At 71.1% G+C, this 18,300-nt stretch carries 15 protein-coding genes; 8 read left to right on the forward strand and 7 right to left on the reverse strand.

All coding sequences use genetic code 11. From position 1 onward, the window contains the following. The first annotated feature begins 26 nt into the window (after positions 1–26). Together ACWGDB_RS00915 and ACWGDB_RS00920 are read left to right on the forward strand one after the other, a co-directional pair. Positions 27–560 carry a flavoprotein gene (locus ACWGDB_RS00915; RefSeq protein ID WP_453820416.1) on the forward strand — a complete coding sequence of 178 codons (534 nt, stop codon included), beginning with the start codon at positions 27–29 and terminating at the stop codon, positions 558–560. 111 nt (positions 561–671) lie between these two features. After that, positions 672–1,640, forward strand: coding sequence for an aldo/keto reductase (locus tag ACWGDB_RS00920; protein WP_453820417.1), 969 nt, complete (start codon positions 672–674; stop codon positions 1,638–1,640). Positions 1,641–1,669: 29 nt separating this feature from the next. On the opposite strand, the gene ACWGDB_RS00925 is transcribed toward ACWGDB_RS00920, so the two are convergent. Next, positions 1,670–2,491, reverse strand: a complete 822-nt coding sequence (locus ACWGDB_RS00925; RefSeq protein WP_453820418.1) for a phytanoyl-CoA dioxygenase family protein — start codon at positions 2,489–2,491, stop codon at positions 1,670–1,672. A gap of 64 nt (positions 2,492–2,555) precedes the next feature. Between ACWGDB_RS00925 and ACWGDB_RS00930 the strand changes: the two genes are divergently transcribed. Further along, positions 2,556–3,515 carry a helix-turn-helix domain-containing protein gene (locus ACWGDB_RS00930; RefSeq protein WP_453820419.1) on the forward strand — a complete coding sequence of 320 codons (960 nt, stop codon included), beginning with the start codon at positions 2,556–2,558 and terminating at the stop codon, positions 3,513–3,515. A gap of 326 nt (positions 3,516–3,841) precedes the next feature. Next, entirely contained in the window at positions 3,842–6,064 is a 2,223-nt protein-coding gene (locus tag ACWGDB_RS00935; protein WP_453820420.1) for a ricin-type beta-trefoil lectin domain protein, read from the forward strand. A gap of 15 nt (positions 6,065–6,079) precedes the next feature. Here ACWGDB_RS00935 and ACWGDB_RS00940 read toward each other — a convergent pair whose 3' ends face one another. After that, on the reverse strand, positions 6,080–6,766 hold the full coding sequence (locus ACWGDB_RS00940; RefSeq protein WP_453820421.1) for a DUF4232 domain-containing protein: 687 nt from the start codon (positions 6,764–6,766) through the stop codon (positions 6,080–6,082). 52 nt (positions 6,767–6,818) lie between these two features. Beyond that, entirely contained in the window at positions 6,819–9,194 is a 2,376-nt protein-coding gene (locus tag ACWGDB_RS00945; protein WP_453820736.1) for a SpoIIE family protein phosphatase, read from the reverse strand. A gap of 393 nt (positions 9,195–9,587) precedes the next feature. Between ACWGDB_RS00945 and ACWGDB_RS00950 the strand changes: the two genes are divergently transcribed. Beyond that, positions 9,588–11,831 (forward strand): glycoside hydrolase family 9 protein, encoded by a 2,244-nt coding sequence (locus tag ACWGDB_RS00950; protein ID WP_453820422.1) that lies wholly within the window; start codon positions 9,588–9,590, stop codon positions 11,829–11,831. A gap of 70 nt (positions 11,832–11,901) precedes the next feature. Here the strand turns inward: ACWGDB_RS00950 and ACWGDB_RS00955 are convergent, their stop codons facing one another. From ACWGDB_RS00955 to sigJ, 4 genes are all read right to left on the reverse strand, one after another. Continuing rightward, positions 11,902–12,345 carry a hypothetical protein gene (locus ACWGDB_RS00955; protein WP_453820423.1) on the reverse strand — a complete coding sequence of 148 codons (444 nt, stop codon included), beginning with the start codon at positions 12,343–12,345 and terminating at the stop codon, positions 11,902–11,904. Between the two features lie 179 nt (positions 12,346–12,524). After that, positions 12,525–12,689 carry a hypothetical protein gene (locus ACWGDB_RS00960; RefSeq protein ID WP_453820424.1) on the reverse strand — a complete coding sequence of 55 codons (165 nt, stop codon included), beginning with the start codon at positions 12,687–12,689 and terminating at the stop codon, positions 12,525–12,527. 147 nt (positions 12,690–12,836) lie between these two features. Beyond that, positions 12,837–14,318 carry a cytochrome bc1 complex cytochrome b subunit gene (gene qcrB, locus ACWGDB_RS00965; RefSeq protein WP_453820425.1) on the reverse strand — a complete coding sequence of 494 codons (1,482 nt, stop codon included), beginning with the start codon at positions 14,316–14,318 and terminating at the stop codon, positions 12,837–12,839. Beyond that, entirely contained in the window at positions 14,315–15,244 is a 930-nt protein-coding gene (gene sigJ / locus ACWGDB_RS00970) for an RNA polymerase sigma factor SigJ (protein ID WP_453820426.1), read from the reverse strand. The genes qcrB and sigJ overlap by 4 nt, the downstream gene beginning before the upstream one ends. Before the next feature lie 206 nt (positions 15,245–15,450). On the opposite strand from sigJ, the gene ACWGDB_RS00975 reads away from it, so the two are divergent. The 3 genes from ACWGDB_RS00975 (at position 15,451) to ACWGDB_RS00985 (ending at position 18,149) form a co-directional block, all read left to right on the forward strand. After that, the gene (locus ACWGDB_RS00975) at positions 15,451–15,696 is read left to right on the forward strand and encodes a hypothetical protein (RefSeq protein WP_093909931.1); all 246 of its coding nucleotides are present in this window, start codon (positions 15,451–15,453) and stop codon (positions 15,694–15,696) included. A 3-nt stretch (positions 15,697–15,699) separates the two neighbouring features. Beyond that, positions 15,700–16,077: a toxin Doc gene (locus ACWGDB_RS00980; protein WP_369275183.1), complete on the forward strand. Its 378-nt coding sequence runs from the start codon at positions 15,700–15,702 to the stop codon at positions 16,075–16,077. Positions 16,078–16,532: 455 nt separating this feature from the next. Next, the gene (locus tag ACWGDB_RS00985) at positions 16,533–18,149 is read left to right on the forward strand and encodes an RICIN domain-containing protein (protein ID WP_453820427.1); all 1,617 of its coding nucleotides are present in this window, start codon (positions 16,533–16,535) and stop codon (positions 18,147–18,149) included. Positions 18,150–18,300 lie beyond the last annotated feature (151 nt).

Below are 18,300 nucleotides of genomic sequence, written 5' to 3' on the forward strand. Positions count from 1 at the left end.
TTGAGGATCCTGAGTAGGGTTCCCGGGTGACCCAACAGGCCCGGAAACCCTTCCTCCACGTCATCGTCTGCGCCGCCGGAATCGCCGCGGACGTCAGCAAGCTGATCAGCGCCGCGCAGGAGCGGGACTGGGAGGTCGGTGTCATCGCGACTCCGGTCGCCATGAACGGCTTCTTCGACACCGCCGCCGTCGAGGCCCTGACCGGCCGCCCGATCCGCTCGGCCTGGCGCACACCCGCCGACCCGCGTCCCTTCCCGCCGCCGGACGCCGTCGTCGTCGCCCCGGCCACCTTCAACACGATCAACAAGTGGGCCGCCGGGATCGCCGACACCCTCGCCCTGGGCACCCTGTGCGAGGCGTCCGGCCTCGGCGTCCCCGTCGCCGTGCTCCCCTGCGTCGCCGACGCGCTCGCCGCCCATCCCGCCTACGGGGACAGTCTGATACGGCTGCGGGGGATGGGCGTGCGCTTCGGGGATCCGTACTCCGGCGAGGCGGGAGAGGACGGCGGGCGGCCGGATTTCGGCTGGGAACGGGCGCTCGATCTGCTCGATCGCCGCTAGCCGCGCCCCGGTGACGAGATCCCGTGGGGCGACGCCGGCGGAACCGGCGTCGAGCGCGCCTGACCACGTACGCTCCCCCTGATACCCCACCCGAAGGCAGGAGCAGCAACGATGCAGTACGTGAAGCTCGGTTCGACGGGCCTGGACGTCTCGCGGATCTGTCTGGGCTGCATGACCTACGGGCTCCCCGACCGCGGCACGCACGAGTGGACCCTCGACGAGGAGGCGTCGCGGCCGCTGATCCGGCAGGCACTGGACGCAGGGATCAACTTCTTCGACACCGCCAACGTCTACTCCGACGGCACCAGCGAGGAGATCGTCGGCAAGGCGCTGCGCGACTTCGCCCGCCGGGACGAGATCGTGCTGGCGACGAAGGTCAACGGCCGGATGCGGCCCGGGGCGAACGGCGCCGGGCTCTCCCGCAAGGCCATCCTGACCGAGATCGACCACAGCCTCGCCCGCCTCGGCACCGACTACGTCGACCTCTACCAGATCCACCGCTTCGACCCGCACACTCCGGTCGAGGAGACGATGGAGGCGCTGCACGACCTGGTCAAGGCGGGCAAGGTGCGGTACATCGGGGCGAGTTCGATGTATGCCTGGCAGTTCTCCAAGATGCAGCACACGGCCGAGCGGCACGGCTGGACCAAGTTCGTCTCGATGCAGAACTACTACAACCTCCTCTACCGCGAGGAGGAGCGCGAGATGCTGCCGCTCTGCGCCGACCAGGGCGTCGGCGTGCTGCCGTGGAGCCCGTTGGCGCGCGGCCGGCTCACCCGGGACTGGGGCACGGTCACCGACCGCAGCGCGAGCGACAACTTCGGCAGCCGGCTCTACGTCGACAGCGACCGGGTCGTCGTCGAGGCCGTCACGCGGGTGGCGAACGAACGCGGCGTACCGCGCGCCCAGGTCGCCCTCGCCTGGGTGCTGCACCAGGACACGGTGACGGCCCCGATCATCGGCGCCGCCAAGCCGCAGCACCTCCAGGACGCCGCGGCCGCGGTCGAACTGGAGCTCACCGAGAAGGAGTTGGCGGAGCTCCAGCAGCCGTACGCGCCGCATCCGGTCATCGGTCACTGACCACCCGGCCCCTGACACCCGGTCAGCGACTAGTGGGGCCCGTACGGCGCGAACTCGGTGCCGCACGGGCCCGCCCCTGCGCTCTCCGCCAGCGGCACACGATCGCCGCTCATCGACAAAGTCCGGTAGTGCTCGCCGATCCGCTCGGTCGAATGCCCCACGTAGTGGCCGATGAACGAACGGCGGAACCGGTCCGGCGTGCGGTTGGGCTGCGAACCGTGCACCAGGCTGCCGTTGAAGAACAGGACGTCCCCCGGCTCCATGTCGACGGGCACGGCCGCCAGACCGGGCGGCGGCGGGACGTACTCCCGGGCGAAGGACACCTCGGCGTCCGCCCTCTCCGGGCAGAACACATCCATCTCGTGCGTGCCGGGGACGACTTCGAGCCCGCCGTTGTCCCGGTCGATCACATCGCAGGCGATCCACGCCGCCACGCAGGTGCCCGGCTCGACCCGCAGATAGAAGTTGTCCTGGTGCAGCGCCTGCCCCCGGGCTCCCGGCGGCTTGAAGTAGAACATGCTCTGCGCGGCGAGCACCTCCTCCCCGAGCAGCGCCTCCAGCACAGTGCGAAGCCGCGCGTCGAGGAGCACCCGCAGGGACAGCTCGTCGATCTCGTGCGGGTGCATCACCCTCGGATACGCGCGCAGCGGGTCGCTGTCGGAGGGGCGCGGCTCGAAGTGCCCGGGCACCGGCCCGGCCGCGTGCAGCGCCGCGAACCGGGCGCACAACCGGTCGATCTCGTCGCGGCCGAACAGTCCGCGTACGACCGTGAAGCCGTCCTCGCGGAACCGGCGGAGCCCTGCCTCGGGCAGGATGGGGGCGTCGGGGGCGCCCATGTCCGTGGCTGTCATGCGTCCGCTCCTCGGTCAGGTGTCCTCACATGGACCACGCTAGGCCGACGCCCGCCCGAGAGGGATGACTGTGACCGCTGACGGATTGCCCGAGGCTGCTGCACCCGGTGCCCCCGCACCGCCACCGGGCCTGGTGGTGGTCGGCCATTTCGACCAGCCGCCGGCCTACGGGATCAGCCGGCCGCGCGGCGCCGACAGCTGGCTGTTCACCTGGACGACCGGCGGACAGGGCCGCCTGCGGCACGGGGGCACCGAGGCGCGGGCCGGGGCGGGGGACCTGGTGGTGCTCGCGCCCGGCGTCGCGCACGGCTACGGGGTGGCCCCGGGCGCGCCGCACTGGGCCTTCTGGTGGGTGCACTGCCAGGCCCGTCCCTCCTGGCGGTCCTGGCTGCGCCCGTACGACGCGGGTGCGGGGATGTATGTCGTCACGCCGACGCCGGACGCCGTGCACGGCCGTATCGAGGCGGCGTTTCGCCGGATGCTCGACGATGCCCGCTGGACGGGCACGGAGGCGCCGCCGGTGACGGCGCCGTGGCAGGAGCCGGGGGAGGAGTCGGTCGCCGTGGCCCACGGCACCGCGGCCCGCGAGCTCGCTCTTTGCTCCCTGGAGGAGGTCGTCCTGCTCACCGCGGGCACCGCGGGCGGCGCGCGGACCCAGCCGCCCCGGCCCGGCGTGGATGCCCGGGTGCGCCGCGCGCACGCGCTGATCGCCGCCGACCCGACTGCCCCGCACACCGTCCGCTCGCTCGCCGGGCACGTCGCCCTCTCGCCCTCCCGGTTCGCCCACCTCTTCACGCAGCAGCTCGGGCAGTCGCCCATGCGCGCGTTGCGGGAAGCGCGGCTGCGGCACGCCGCCCGGTTGCTGGAGAGCACCGACCTGTCCGTGGAACGCGTCGCGGCCGCCTCGGGGTTCGCCAGCCCGTTTCACTTCAACCGCGTGTTCCGTGATCGGTACGGGAGACCGCCGGGAGCGTACCGGGGGAGTGGTCCAATGGTTGGCACCCGACTTGTGAAGGAGCGGTGAAGGCCGCCACATCCGTATGACCAGGCAAAAAAGTCGGAGATCGCCTGCTCAATGGTTCCCGGGGCAGTCCGAAAGGGCGTTGAGTGAATACCGTTTCCAATTGACTTGCCGATACGCCGCAATGTCCCGGCCGCTTATTGACCGCTCGTCAAATAGTGAGCGCCGGGCACGCAATGCGCAAAAACTGGAACCGGTTGTTCTCTGCCCCTGACCTGTGCAAAGGTGTGTCTCGCTCCCCCCGCGCCCGCGCTTCACAAGAGCCGCGTCCGGAGCATACTCATTGGTATGGACCTTCAATGCCGCATGCCCTCCGGAGGAATGCCGCCGTGCGTGACGCAGGCCTGTCGAATTCCCCCAGCGACGCCCGCCTCTTTGATGTGACGGACGCTCAACTGAGCGCCGAACTGAAGAAGTGGACGGGGGTGACACCGGCGCTGCATCCGGTCGGTGAACTCCTCGACCGGCACTGGGAAGCGGGATTCGCCTACGCACGGCTGTGCACCGCCGACGCCCGGTCCGCGGGAATGCTCACCACCGCGGCATTCACCCGGCTTTTCGGTGAAACGCTGCGACAGACCGGACCGACGGCCGCGTGGCGTCCCCAACTCCTCGTCACCGTGCGCCGTATCGCGGCGGAGTGGGACACCGACCGCAGACGGGAGTTGCTCCACCCCGCGCTGCAGTCCGAGGCGGAGGGCGCGGAGCGCGTGGCCGCCCGCCTGCTGCCGCCCGCGAACCGCCGACTGCTGTCCGGGGCCTTCCAACGGCTCCCCCAGTCGGCCCGCTGCCTGCTGTGGCACACCGAGGTCGAAGCCGAACCCCTCGCCGTGCCGGCCGGACTGCTCGGCCTCGACGCGGAGTCCGCCCGCGTCGAACTGGGTCGCGCCAACGAGAGGTTGCGCGAGGAGTGTCTCCAGGTCCACCGCGAGCTGGCCCCCGAGCACGAGTGCCGGCAGTACCTGCGGATGCTGGATGTGACGTACCGGCGCGGTGGCGTCGACGTCGACCCCGACCTGCGCGGCCACCTGGACCGCTGCGAGCACTGCAGCGACGCCGCCGGCCAGCTCACCTTCTTCAACGACGGGCTCGGCGCCGCACTCGCGGAGGCGGTGCTCGGCTGGGGTGCGCAGGAGTATCTGGAGTCGAGAGCGAGACAGGCCGAGGCACCGGCCGCGGCGGAGCCGGCCGCGGCACCGCCGATCGTCGGCGAGTCGTTCTTCGCGGACGGCGCCGCCGCTTTCGCGCCGCCGGGAGATGCCTCTGCCGCCCCGGCAAGTGCTCCCGCCTCACCGGTGAATTCCCGTGCCTCCGCCGGCCGTAGGCGCCGTGCCCCTGCCGCGGAGGGCATCGCTCCCGGTGGTGAGCCGCCGGCCCCTGCCGCAGAGACGTCGGCCTCCCCGGGTCGGCCCGCCGCCCCCGCCCGTGAGCCCTTCACCGCGGCGGGCGAGCCCTACGCCGCCCCGGACATGGTCTCCTCCGCTGCGGAGGCCGGCCCTCGAACCACCCGCAGGGCCGCCCGCAGGACGGCTCGGAAAACCGACCCAGCCACCGCCACGCGTTCCGGCGCCACCTCCACCCGCACCTGCTCCGGTCGAGTCGCTCTCAAGACCGCCCGCCGCGCCGCCCGCCGCCGCAACCTCACCGCGGCCGTCGCGACCGTCAGCGCCCTCGTCGTCCTCCCGCTCGTCATCTGGTCCACCAACGGATCCGGAGACGGTTCCGCTCCCGCTGCGAACGACCGGCCCACCGAGACGCCGGGCCCCGGCACCGGCTCCGCCACCAGCAACCCCTCCTGGGCGGGCGCCGCCGAGGCCGCGAAGGGCGAGCTGCAAGGCCGGCTCTACAACATCGGGTCCGGGCTCTGCGTCGGCGTCGTCGGCGGGAAGGCCGTCAAGAACGCCGAGACCGAACTCACCACATGCTCCTCGGGGGCGGCCGGTCAGCAGTGGTCGTACGAGACCGACGGCCTGGTGCGCAGCGGCGCGAACCCCGATCTCTGCCTCGACTCCCACCTCGGCTACTCGGTCCGACTGGCCTCCTGCACGGGTGCCACCGACTCCGCGACCAAGAACGTCCGCTACGACTTCACGCTCCAGGGCACCCTGGTCCCGCGCTTCAACCAGGACCTCGCCCTGAGCCCGGCCGCCACCGACGGGTCGGGCGCGCTGGTCCTCAAGACCCGCGAGGACGACAGCGACGATCAGCACTGGGTGGTCGACACGTCGAAGCCGGAGCTCCAGCTGGAGGTGGTCAACTGGGACTCGGAGGAGGAGCGGGTGAAGACGGCCGACCCGACCCCGACCGCCACCCCCCGCCCGGCGAAGACGCCGGAGCCGACCCCGTCCGCGACCCCGACCGCATCGCATCCGACGGCCACGAGCCCGACCCCGAGCGACGCGTCCTGCTACCACTACCCGTACTCCTGCCCGTCGGACGGCCAGAACGGCTGGTCCGGCGGCGGGTACGGGGGGTCCGGCGGATACGGCGGGAATGGCGGATACGGCGGCGGATACGGCGGCTACGGATACGGCGGTGGCGGCCGCCACTGAACCGGAACCGGCCGATCAGCCGCCGGTCCCGGGCTGGAGCACCGTCAGTCGCACCGAGGACTCGTTCCCGGCCACGGGCACCTCGCCGGCCGTCCACTTCACCTCGATCGACTCCCGTTCGTCGGGCGGCGTCACGAGCAGCGCCGTCGGCAGGGCCGTACGGGCCCCGCTGATCTCTGGGCTGGCGAAGGACAGCCCCGCCCAGGCGCTTCGGCCGGGGGCCAGCGTGACGGCCGTCGGCGTGTCGGGGGAGCGCTTCGGGTCCGGGCCTAGTTGCTTGCCGGACGCGTCCACGAAGGCGGCACCGGGGTAGCCACGGACCGTGCAGGTGCGTTCGGTCGTGTTGGTCAGCACGATCGGGAAGTTGCGCTGTCCGGCGCCCGGACTGGGCCGGCCGATCTTCGCGCGCAGCTCGGCGGTGTGGCAGCGCGGGGCGGCGGCGCCCGACTGGGTCACGGGGCTGCCGGTGTCGGCTGGGCCCGTCCCGGTCGTCGCAGGTCCGGTCGTGCGGGGCCCGGTCGTGGGGCTCCCGGTGTCGGCCGTGGGCGGCCCGGTCGTACGGCCGCTGGTGCCGGCCGGTGTCTGCGCGGTGCCCGTGGAGTCGGCGCCGTCGGCGCAGCCGGCCAGCAGGCTCACCAGCGCGACGGCGCTCACGAGGGGAGTCGCTCGGTGTAAGGGGTGGAGTGTCCGTGCACGTCCCATGTCTGTCACGCCTCCCCGTTTTCCGGCCGAGTAGTCACCCGGCATCAAGGAGTCACCCCTCGCCGAGGAGTCCGATCTCCGCCCAGATCGTCTTGCCGTCCGGCGTGTGCCGGCTGCCCCAGCGCTGGGTCAGCTGAGCGACCAGCAGCAGTCCGCGGCCACCCTCGTCGAAGGTCTTGGCGCGGCGCAGATGCGGCGCCGTGTGGCTGGTGTCGGACACCTCGCAGATCAGCGTCCGCGCGTCATGGATCAGCCGGAGCCGAATGGGGTGGATGCCGTAGCGGATGGCGTTCGTGACCAGTTCGCTCACCACCAGCTCGGCCGTGAACGAAGCCTCGATCAGATTCCAGATGTCGAGCTGCTCCAGGACCTGCTTGCGGATGGGCGCGACGAGCGCCGGGTCCGCCGGGATGTCCCAGGTCGCGACCCGGGAGGCGGGCAGCCCCTGAGTACGGGCCAGCAGCAGGGCCACGTCGTCCGCGACGCCCCCCGTCGGGAGCAGGGCGCTCAGGACGCGGTCGCAGGTCTCCTCCAGTGAGTCGGAGGAGGACGCCAGCGCTTCGCACAGGAGCGCGTGGCTGGCGTCGACATCACGCACCCGGGTCTCGATCAGGCCGTCGGTGTAGAAGGACAGCACCGTGCCCTCGCGCAACTCGATCTCAGCGGACTCGAACGGCAGTCCGCCCAGGCCCAGCGGCGGCCCGGCGGGCAGCTCGATCTCCCGCGGCTCGCCGCCGGGCGGAACCATGACGGGCGAGGGGTGCCCGGCGCGGGCCAGCGTGCAGCGTCGGGAGACCGGGTCGTACACCGCATACAGGCAGGTGGCGCCGACGTCGCCGGAGCTGCCCTCGGTGCCCGCCTCGTCGGACAGCCGTACGACCAGGTCGTCGAGGTGGGTCAGCAGCTCGTCGGGCGCGAGGTCGATGTCGGCCAGGGTGCGCACGGCGGTGCGCAGCCGGCCCATGGTGGCGGAGGCCTGGACGCCGTGGCCGACCACGTCCCCGACGACCATCGCCACCCGCATCCCGGACAGCGGGATCACGTCGAACCAGTCGCCGCCCACGCCGGAGCGCGCAGCCGGGAGATACCGTGAGGCCGCTTCGAGCGCGGCGGTGTGCGGCAGGGACCGGGGCAGCAGGCTGCGCTGCAGGGCGAGGGCGGTTTCGCGTTCGCGGGAGTAGCGGCGGGCGTTGTCGATGCAGACGGCCGCGCGTGCCGTGACCTCCTCGGCCAGCAGCACGTCGTCGGGCGTGAACGGCTCGGGGTTCTTGAACCGGCTGAGCACGGCGACCCCGAGGGTGGTGCCCCGCGCCTGGATCGGTACGGACATGGTGGTGTGGATGCCGTACGCCTTGATCCGCTCCGCGCGCTCGGGGTCCCAGGCGAGCCACTGCGCGAGGTCGTCGGTCGACGTCGAGGCCACGATGGTGTGGCCCGCCAGCAGCGCGTCCGCCTGCGGTGACGGGGCGGGGTAGACATCCACGTGGCCCGGCTTGACCACGGCCTCGGGGTTGCCCGTGTTGACGGAGCGGTGGGCGGCCCGGCGTAGGTTGACCGGGGCGGTCGGGCGGCCGGCGGGCGACTCGCCGTGCTCCGGCGGGTCCAGCAGATCGACGCTGACGAAGTCGGCGAGGGCGGGGACACAGATGTCGGCCAGCTCCTGGGCCGTGCGCGTGACGTCGAGGGTGGTGCCGATGCGGACGCTGGCCTCGTTCACCAGCTGCAGTCGCTCCTGGGCCATGTACTGCTCGGTGAAGTCGTGCGCGGCGACGGACACGCCGCGCACCCGCCCCTTGCCATCGGTGATCGGGGCCACTCGGGCCAGCCAGGCGTGCGTCCTGTCACCGCCGGCCGGGATGTACGCCCGCACGTCGGTGCCCCGGCCCGTGGTGAGCACGCGAAGAAGCTGCCGCTCGATGTCGTAGCTCTGACGTCTGCCGGTCAGCTCGGGCGCCCGCAGTCCCTGCACGTGCTCCTCGGAGAGTTGAAGGGCCTCCGCCATGACGGCGTTGATCCTGCGCACGCGGAGCCGGTCGTCGTAGATGGCGATGGCGCAGGGGGACTCGAGGAGCCCGACATGGTCCAGCGGATCGTCCGGCGGACGCGGCCCCTGGCCTTCGAGCGGCGTGACCACGAGCCACCGAAAGGGCCCGTCACGCTTCAGCCGTACACGGTGCGCGAGCACCCACACCGAGACCGTGCCGCCTTCGCGGCGGCGCAGGGTGAGGATGCCGTCCCAGCGTTCGCCCGGAGGGGCGCCGCTGCCCTGCTCGTCGGCCAGCAGCTCCGCGGCCGGACGCCCCACGACCTCGGCGGCCGGGTGGCCCAGCAGTCGCTCGGCACCGGCGTTCCACTCGACGAGCACACCGTCGTCGTCGATGACCGCCCGGGCCGTCGCGGCCTCGTCGAACGGGTACTCCGGGCTCATGCTCGCCACTCCCACGTGCACACTCACGGTGAACAAGCGTGTCAGCTCGGCTCCAGCCTAGTGCGTCGGCGACTCGCCCGTACCGGAACGTCCGCGCGCCCCCTTGACTGCTCGGCGTCGCGCCCCGTCGGAGTGGACTTCGGCCGGGCGCGGACCCGGTGCGGCGACTGTCCGGACCCCCGGTTCGGCAGCGCCCCGTAAGGGGCGCGGGGAACTGCGCGACAAGCCACAGCGGCTCCGCATTCGAAAGGCGACCTCATCCGGCGGATTCCAGCGAAGCGTTACGTCCGGACCGTTGACGGGGTGTCATGTCGCCAACAAGCATGGCAGTGTCCGCCTCTGGGAGCGCTCCCACCGTGAGCGTCACCCGTACCTCCCCCGAGGAGCCCAGACGTGAAACGACGCAGAACCACCCTGTTGTCCCTGACGGCCCTGCTGGCGGCGGGACTCACCGCACTCCCGGCCGCACCGGCCGGCGCCGATGAGGTCGAGCAGCTCGAGAACGGCAGCTTCGACACCACCACCGAGCCGTGGTGGACGAGCAGCAACGTCACCGCGAGCCTGTCCGACGGGCAGCTCTGCGCCGACGTGCCCGGCGGCACCGCCAACCCGTGGGACGCGGCCGTCGGACAGAACGACATCACACTGGTGAAGGGGGAGTCGTACCGTTTCTCCTTCACCGCGAACGGCTCGCCCGAGGGGCATGTGGTGCGGGCGATCGTCGGTCTGTCGGCGGCGCCGTACGACACCTACTTCGAGGTGACGCCGCAGCTGAGCGTCTCCGGCAACTCCTACGCGTACACCTTCACCTCACCCGTGGACACCCCGCAGGGCCAGGTCGCCTTCCAACTGGGCGGCAGCGTGGACGCGTGGCGCTTCTGCATGGACGACGCTTCGCTGCTGGGTGGAGTTCCGCCCGAGGTGTACGAGCCGGACACCGGGCCGCGGGTGCGGGTGAACCAGGTCGCCTATCTGCCCGCCGGGCCGAAGAACGCCACGCTGGTCACCGATGCGACCGGGAAGCTGCCCTGGCAGCTCAAGAACGCCTCCGGGGCCGTAGTGGCCCACGGCTGGACCGTGCCGCGCGGCACCGACGCCTCCTCCGCGCAGAACGTGCACTCCCTCGACTTCGGCGCCTACCGCAAGCAGGGTGAGGGCTTCACGCTCGTCGCGGACGGGGAGACGAGCCGTCCCTTCGGCATCGGGACGGCGGCCTACGACCGGCTGCGCCTGGACGCCGTGAAGTACTACTACACGCAGCGCAGCGGCATCGCGATCCGCGACGACCTGCGCCCGGGCTACGCCCGCCCCGCCGGACACGTCGACGTCGCACCCAACCAGGGCGACGGCAACGTGCCCTGCCAGCCGGGCGTCTGTGACTACCGGCTCGACGTCACCGGCGGCTGGTACGACGCGGGTGACCACGGCAAGTACGTCGTCAACGGCGGCATCGCCGTCTGGGAGCTGCTGAGCACCTACGAGCGCGAACGGCTGGCCCGCACCGGGCAGCCGAAGAAGCTGGGCGACGGCACGCTCGCCATCCCGGAGAGCGGCAACAAGGTGCCGGACATCCTCGACGAGGTCCGCTGGGAGCTGGAGTTCCTGCTGAAGATGCAGGTGCCCGCGGGTCAGCCGCTGGCCGGTATGGCCCATCACAAGATCCACGACGAGCAGTGGACGGGCCTGCCGCTGCTGCCGAGCGCCGATCCGCAGAAGCGGGAACTGCATCCGCCGTCCACCGCGGCGACCCTCAACCTGGCGGCGACGGCCGCGCAGGCGGCGCGCCTGTACCGCCCGTACGACAAGGAGTTCGCGGCGAAGACCCTGGCCGCCGCACGGAAGGCGTGGTCGGCGGCGCTCGCGCACCCCGACCGGTACGCCTCCGAGAGCGACGGCATCGGCGGCGGCACCTACGCCGACAACAACGTCACCGACGAGTTCTACTGGGCCGCGGCCGAGCTGTATCTCAGCACCGGCGAAAAGGAGTTCGCGGACCACGTCCTCAACTCCCCGGTCCACACCGCCGACATCTTCGGCCCCCTCGGCTACGACTGGGCCAGGACGGCGGCAGCGGCCCGGCTGGACCTCGCGACCGTGCCGAGCCGCCTGCCCGGGCGCGACAAGGTGCGCCAGTCCGTGATCAAGGGAGCGGACAGCTATCTGGCCACGCTGAGGTCACAGGCGTACGGAATGCCCTACGCCCCGCCCGAGATCCTCTACGACTGGGGATCCAACCACCAGATCCTGCACAACGCCGTCGTCATCGCGACCGCTTACGACATCACGGGTGCCTCGAAGTACCGCGACGGCGCCGTGCAGAGCATGGACTATCTGCTCGGCCGCAACGCGTTGAACATCTCGTACGTGACCGGCTACGGCGAGGTCAACGCCCGTAATCAGCACGCCCGTTGGTACGCCCATCAGCTCGACCCGAGCCAGCCGAACCCGCCGGTCGGCACGCTCGCCGGCGGGCCGAACTCGAGCATCCAGGACCCCTACGCACAGAGCAAACTCCAGGGCTGCGTCGGTCAGTTCTGCTACATCGACGACATCCAGTCCTGGTCGACGAACGAGCACACGATCAACTGGAACTCCGCACTGACCCGGATGGCCTCCTTCGTGGCCGGCCAGGGATAGCCCGGCGCGAGGGCCGTGAGCCCGCCGTCGCGACATGCGGCTGCGGGCTCACGGCAGTGACCGGCGGCCGCTACCGGGTGATGTTCTTGATCGGGAGTTCCTTGGTCACGCCGGACATGTAGTAGTCCTTGGGCGCCGAGAAGAGCACGAACTCGTTGTCGTAGCCGCGGACCGTGGTGTTGATGGTGAAGTTGCCGTCGGCGTCCGTGGTGGTCTGTGCGTTGTACTCGGTCTCGAAGTACTGCCGCAGGAACACCCGGGTGCCCTCGACCGGTCCGTGCCCGGCGGGCCACGTGACCTTGCCGGTGACGGTCAGACGCATGCCGGCGCGCACGATGATGTTGCTGACCCGGTAGGTGAGGGAGCTCGCGACGGGCTGGACGCTCACCTCCGCGTCCGCGAACGCCATCTGGCCGTCGGTGGGGTTGTCCGTGTCGTACATGGCACGGAACATCACCTCGTGCCGGGGGTTGAGATAGGGGCTCGGACGGCCGTCCCAGCGGTCCGCCGGCACGTCCTCCAGCTTGAAGCGTCCCTCGGCGTCCGTGCGGACGGTGCCCAGGCTGCGGGTCTCCCATTCCGTCGGGTCGATGGGGTCGCCCCACGGGTTCCAGGTCCTGAACAGAACGGACTGCTCGAGCTGGACCGGGAGGTTCGCGGCGGGTGTCCCGTCCGGGCCGGTCAGGGTCCCGGTCAGGTCGACCGTGCGGTGGCGAAGTCGGTGGTGTCGGTGCTGGTGGTGAGGGTCACCGTGTAGTCCCGGTCCGCCGAGTGGGCGGACGGTACGACCACCGCGCTCGCGAGGAGGGTGAGGGCCGCCAAAGCGATCGGTCGAGCGGCCAGTAAACGCATACGCACGTGAACTCCGTTGTGGTGAGGCGTGATGTCGTGCCGGGAGCATGCGGGGGCGTGCCGGCATGGGTGTGACACCCGGGACATCACCGGAGGTTGTACGGCATTTCAGATATACACCCCTGGTGAACCTGGAGTTCGGTGGCAGGTCACCTACTGGTTCCTCCGCGGTTCGTGCTCCACGAGTTGGCCCGGCCGCTCATGCGCGGTCAGCGTGTGCAGTGCGGCCTGGTCCAGGGGCTGGTGCACCTCGACGTACTCGCCGTGCGGAAGTCGCTTGATCACGCCGGTCTCCCGGCCGTGCAACACCCACTCCCTGTCCTGGAGTTGGCGCCCCAGGCAGATGCGCCGGGTGACGACGAACACGAGCACCGGGACGGTCAGCGCCGCGATCCGGATCGCCCAGGTCACCGCGTTGATCGACAGATGGAGCCGGGTCGCCACGATGTCGTTGCCGCCGCCGGCCAGGAGGATCAGATAGAGGCTGATCCAGGCCGCGCCGATGCCCGTGCGGACGGGGCGGTTGCGGGGCCGGTCGAGGAGGTGGTGCTCGCTCTTGTCGCCGGTGATCCACGCCTCCAGGAAGGGATACACGCCGATGAACACGAGCAGCAGCGGGAAGACCACGACCGGGATCAGCACGCCGAGGACGAGCGTGTGGCCCCACAGGGTGATCTCCCAGCCCGGCATGACGCGGACCAGCCCCTCGGCGAAGCCCAGGTACCAGTCGGGCTGGGCGCCCGTGGAGACCTGGTCCGCCCGGTAGGGGCCGTACGACCAGACCGGGTTGATCGACGCCACCGCCGCGATCAGGGTGAGAGCGCCGAAGACCAGGAAGAAGAAGCCGCCCGCCTTCGCCAGGTACATCGGCATGAACGGGGCGCCGACGACGTTGCGTTCGGTGCGCCCGGGACCCGCGAACTGGGTGTGCTTGTGGTACACGACCAGCAGGACGTGCGCCACGACCAGCGCCGCCATGATGCCGGGGATCACCAGGATGTGCAGCGCATAGAAGCGGGCCACGATGTCATGGCCCGGGAACTCCCCGCCGAACAGGAACATCGACAGATACGTCCCGACGATCGGCACGGACAACAGCGCCCCGTTCACGAACCGCAGCCCCGTCCCCGACAGCAGGTCGTCCGGCAGCGAGTAGCCGAACAGGCCCTCGAACAGGCCCAGGAACAGCAGGGTCCAGCCGAACAGCCAGTTGATCTCCCGCGGCCTGCGGAACGACCCCGTGAAGAAGTGCCGCATCATGTGCGTGAGCATCCCGGCGACGAAGACCAGGGCCGCCCAGTGGTGCAGCTGCCGCATCAGCAGCCCGCCCCGCACGTCGAAGCTGATGTCCAGGGTGGAGGCGTACGCCTCGGACATGCGGACGCCGTTCAGCGGGAGGTAACTGCCGTGGTACGTCACCTCGTTCATCGACGGATGGAAGAAGAAGGTGAGGTACACGCCCGTCAGGATCAGGACGACGAAGCTGTACAGGCAGATCTCGCCGAGCAGGAAGGACCAGTGGTCCGGGAAGACCTTGCGCAGGTACTTGCGGCCGAGCGAGTGGATGCCGAGCCGCCCGTCGAACCAGTCCGCGATCCGCTCGCCCCGGCCCGCGGGCAGCTCCCGGGCGCTCACGCCTCCTCCCGGCGCACGTGGGTCAGCTTGTCGGGGTTGCTGATCACGTAGACACCGGACACCCGGTCGCCGTCCGGCGTGAGGTCCAGGACCAGGACGGCGTACGGCTCCTCGCCCTGGAACAGCATCACGGCGTCGTCGCCGTTGACGCGCCGATAGCCCAGCCGCAGCCCTCCCGCGCCGCCACCCTTCCTCGCGTACGAGCCGAAGAACCGGAGCGCCTTGTCCCTGCCGTGCACGGGACGCAGCGCCGCCGGCTTCCGCTTGCCGCCGGCGTCCGTCCACACCGTCACGTCCGGCGCGAGGATCTCCATCAGCGCGGCGATGTCCCCGCCCACCGCGGCCCGCACGAACCGCTCCGTAGCCTCCCGTCGCACCCGTGGATGCGCCTCGTACAGCGGCCGCCGCGCATGCACATGCCCCCGCGCCCGATGCGCCAGCTGCCGTACGGCCGCCGGGCTGCGGTCGATGATCTGCGCGATCTCCGTGTGCGGGTATCCGAACACCTCGTGCAGCACGAACACCGCGCGTTCCAGTGGCGTCAGCGACTCCAGCACGACCAGCATCGCCAGGGACACGGACTCGGTGCGCAGGGCCGGATCGTCGGCAGCGTCGTCCTCGCCACCCGCGACCAGCGGTTCGGGCAGCCACGGACCGACGTACGTCTCCCGGCGACGGCTGATCGCAGCCCGCCGGGTCAACGCGTGGTTGACGGCGATCCGCACGAGATACGCCCGCGGATTCTCGACCCCGTCGAGCGGCGCGCCCTCGTTCCGCGCCGTCCACGACAGCCAGCTCTCCTGGAGTACGTCCTCCGTGTCGGCGACGCTGCCGAGCATGTTGTAGACGACGCCGAACATCAGCTCGCGATGCTCGACGAAGACGCCGGTCGCGTCGTCGGTGACGGGTGCGGGGGTGTCGGACATGCGTGGGCCTCCCAGTGCGTGCTCACTACTGCGAGGTCCGGCGGGGGCCGGAATGTGACATCCCACCGCTGAATGTGACCCAGGTCTCGGCCATGCGACGGATACCGCGTGCCGAACCGGGGGTTCCGAACCCGCCTGGTACCGGCATAGATCGCGCTTGACCTGCACGTATTTACGGGTAAGTACCCGAGCGGTACCGTGAAGGCATGCCAGCTCTCAATGTGGAGTTCAGCGACCGCGAGCTAGAGGACCTGCGGCAGATCGCCAAGGAACGCGGTACGTCGATGAAGGCGCTCGTGCGGGAGGCCGCCGCGGCCGACATAGCCCGGCACCGGGCGCTGCAGGAGGGTGCCGAGGCGTTCCGCCGGTTCTTCGCGTCGCACGCCGACGAATTCGCGGCCGCCTTCCCCGACGACGAACCGTCCGCCAAGGGCGCGGGACGGGCCGCCTGACCGATGGCACCCGTCATTCATATCGACGTGCCCTGGCTGCTCCAGCGGCACGAAGAGGTCCTGCCGGACCAGCCCACGGTCAACGACTTCTCCGCGTTGGTCGCCGCCGTCGCCCGCCATCGCGTGGATCCGCCCCGCCTGGGCGTCGACTCCGACCCGGCCTGGCGGGCCGCAGCCCTGCTGCACACCCTTGCCCTGCTCAAGCCGCTTCCCTCGGCCAACGCCCGCTTCGCCTGCGCGTCCGCGGTGGCCTACATGTTCGTCAGCGGCGTCGGCATCGACCCGCCCTACGGCGCCCTCGTCGACCTCGCGCGTGACCTGATCTCCGGCAAGGCCGACGTGTACGGCGCCGCCGACCGGCTGCGCTCCTGGCAGATCTGAGGGCGGCCGGCCATCCCCGTTCCTCCCGCCTCAGGGGCCGCCGACCGAGGGCGGGAGGAACGGGGCCTTCCGAGATGGCCGATCCCAGTGGACTACGCCGGCGTGCGCGCCGGGCAGCGCGCGTGGTGCTCCGGCGCGTGCGGGGGATTCACACGGGGCGCATGGAATGTCGAAAGCTCACGCAGGGGTGGCCAGTTGCCGCCGTTTCTGACTTTCTTTCAAAGGGGCGGATGTTGCCCGAGTGTCTTGTTGGCCATCCGTGCGCTGTGCAAGGGTGAACCATCCGTGGGGGGTGTAAAAGGCCGGGGCTCATGCGTTCCGAGGGGAACCGGAGCGGATGGGCTTTGGTGAATTCGCGCTCCCCGCGCCCATGCCGAAGAGGTACACACCAAGTCGCTCGGTCCTTTTCGGCGATCGGAACTTCTGAGTCATGAGCGTGGGAAGGAATCCGTTCAGTGCCCACCCCCCACCCCCCTCGCCCTCCTTACCCGCCGCCCGGCGGGGTTCCGGAGGAATCCGACGAAGGTCTCGCCGGCCGGCTCCGGGGCCGTCCGGACGGCGAGGCCGCTCCTTCCGTCGCGCTGCTGATGGCGCGGCACTGGCAACCGGCCCACGAGTACGCGGTGATTTGCCTCGCCTCCCCGGGGACCGCCGCCGACATGGTCACCGCTGCCGCCTTCCACCAGGTCCTCGACCGCCTGGCGCTGGGCGAGCCGGCCACCGCTATGCGCCCCCGGCTCCTCGTCGCGGTCCGGGACGCGGTGCGGCAGTGGTCGGCCGACGAGCGAATAGCGAGCGTTCTGCCGGAGCTGGCGAAACCCGCGGGCGGGCGCGGTATGCGTACCGCGAAGTCCATGACGCCCGAAAATCGCAAGCTCGCCGATCGGTCATTCCAGGCGCTTCCGGGACTTGCCCGATGTCTGCTCTGGCATACCGAGGTGGAGGCCGAGTCGGTAAGCGTGCCCGCCGGTCTGTTGGGCATGGATGCCGTTACCGCCTCGGCTGCACTCGAACAAGCGCGTGATAAATTCCGCGAAGGTTGTGTACATGCTCATCGGGAACTCGCGCCGACGAAGGATTGCCGGTTCTACAACCGCCTCCTCGACGTCCCGATTCGCCGGGGCGGGGCCTTGCTGCCGGATGTCCAGCAGCATCTGTCGGAGTGCCGCTACTGCCGTAACGCCGCCGAACAACTGAGCCATTTCGAGGGCGGGCTGGGCGTACTCATCGCCGAGGCGGTGCTCGGCTGGGGGGCACGCCGCTATCTCGACACCAGACCGGGGCGTACCAAGCCCGACGGACCCCGCGCACGCGGCTCCGCCCGGCACGGCGCCGGGCGACGTGGTCTGCTGTCGCGGATTCCCGCGCAGGTGCGCAGGCCGCCCGGTGGACCGCGTCCCTCGCGGACGCTGCTCACGGGGGTGGGCCTGGCCTCCGCCGGGCTGATCGCGATCATGCTCGCCGCAGGTTTGCTGTCCGATGACGACGGGGTCGACCCGGCCGCCTCCGCCACCGGCGGCGGCACCGCGACCCAGCTGCCCCCGGCCGTGTCCTCCGCGCCGCCCGGCACGGCCCAACTTCCCCACGCCCCGCGGCAGACCAGGCTGCGCAACGCCGGCGCCGACCTGTGTCTCGACATCCGGGGCGAGCCGAAGGAGGGGGCCGGGACCAGGTTGGCCGCGTGCTCGGCCGACGACACCCAGCAGTGGTCGTACGAGAAGGACGGCAGGCTGCGCAGCGTGGCGGACCTCGATCTGTGCCTCGACTCGCACGTGGACGCCGGCGTGGTGATCCTTGGCCGGTGCGCCGACGAGGACTCCGAGCGGGGCGACGACGTGCGCTACGACCTCACCGTCCGGGGCGAGTTACTGCCCCGCTGGGACGAGCAGCTCGCCCTCGCGGCCACGACGGCGGACGACGGCGCCGAGATCGTCGTCAAGGTCCGCGAGGCCTCCGACGCCCAGCGCTGGCTCACCGATCCGGCACCATCCGCGAGCCCCGGGTCGCTGTCGAGCGCCGAGGCGGAGGCGCCCGCGGCGCGGTCTGTGAGGGTGGGGGAGGAGAGGGCGTAGGGCGACCTCGGCGGCCGGGCGCGCGGACACCGCCGAACCGCGCGGCGGCCGCCGGGGTGGGTCGGTGTCGGGGGCTGGGACGGCGGGAGGCGTGGGGCGACTCCGCCCTGAGCCGCTCCACCATGGGCTGCCTGGGCCGCTGGCCCGCTGC

The organism is Streptomyces sp. NPDC055013 (genome assembly GCF_053608645.1).

Excerpts from the sequence above, each read along its gene's own strand:
- ACWGDB_RS00920 (WP_453820417.1), top strand. The coding sequence starts at position 672 with ATGCAGTACGTGAAGCTCGGTTCGACGGGCCTGGACGTCTCGCGGATC.
- ACWGDB_RS00930 (WP_453820419.1), top strand. The coding sequence starts at position 2,556 with ATGACTGTGACCGCTGACGGATTGCCCGAGGCTGCTGCACCCGGTGCC.
- ACWGDB_RS00945 (WP_453820736.1), bottom strand. The coding sequence starts at position 9,194 with ATGAGCCCGGAGTACCCGTTCGACGAGGCCGCGACGGCCCGGGCGGTC.
- ACWGDB_RS00980 (WP_369275183.1), top strand. The coding sequence starts at position 15,700 with ATGGCACCCGTCATTCATATCGACGTGCCCTGGCTGCTCCAGCGGCAC.
- ACWGDB_RS00975 (WP_093909931.1), top strand. The coding sequence starts at position 15,451 with ATGCCAGCTCTCAATGTGGAGTTCAGCGACCGCGAGCTAGAGGACCTG.
- sigJ (WP_453820426.1), bottom strand. The coding sequence starts at position 15,244 with ATGTCCGACACCCCCGCACCCGTCACCGACGACGCGACCGGCGTCTTC.
- ACWGDB_RS00925 (WP_453820418.1), bottom strand. The coding sequence starts at position 2,491 with ATGACAGCCACGGACATGGGCGCCCCCGACGCCCCCATCCTGCCCGAG.
- ACWGDB_RS00940 (WP_453820421.1), bottom strand. The coding sequence starts at position 6,766 with ATGGGACGTGCACGGACACTCCACCCCTTACACCGAGCGACTCCCCTC.